Source organism: Streptomyces sp. NRRL F-525, from assembly GCF_000716605.1.
GTDB lineage: Bacteria > Actinomycetota > Actinomycetes > Streptomycetales > Streptomycetaceae > Streptomyces.
Genome location: NZ_JNXE01000140.1, coordinates 1 through 440 on the forward strand (window position 1 = coordinate 1; position 440 = coordinate 440).

Below are 440 nucleotides of genomic sequence, written 5' to 3' on the forward strand. Positions count from 1 at the left end.
GCGAGGGCCCGGCCCAGGACCGTGGTGAACGGGTCGTCAGCGGCCGGGTCCAGGTCGAGCAGGACGATCCGGTCAGGGTTCTCGGCCTGGGCCGTGCGGATGAGACCCCACACAGCCGCCGCCGCCGGATCGACGACATCACCATCAGCACCAGCAGGAACAGCACCCCGAGTCACCACCACCAACGGCGAGTCCTCGAAGACCTCCCCCGCCAGCCACGCCTGCACGACACCCAACACCCTGCCCGTCAGCGCAAGCACCTCACCGACACCGTCAACCCCGGCACCAAAGGCCTCCACAACAGCCACAGCCGGAACATCGACACCCAAGCCGGCCACATCCTCCGCCGACCCGACCAGCACCCACGAAGGCTCCGGCTCCGCCACCACCCCAGGCGCCGCCGCCAACTCCGCCCACTCCACCTCGAACAGGGCATCCCG

General features: G+C 70.0%; 1 protein-coding gene. It reads right to left on the bottom strand.

Annotated elements, in window-relative coordinates:
- Nucleotides 1–440, bottom strand: a 440-nt coding sequence (locus OO69_RS48245) for a SpnB-like Rossmann fold domain-containing protein (RefSeq protein ID WP_033287405.1), incomplete at both ends; no start/stop codon positions are given.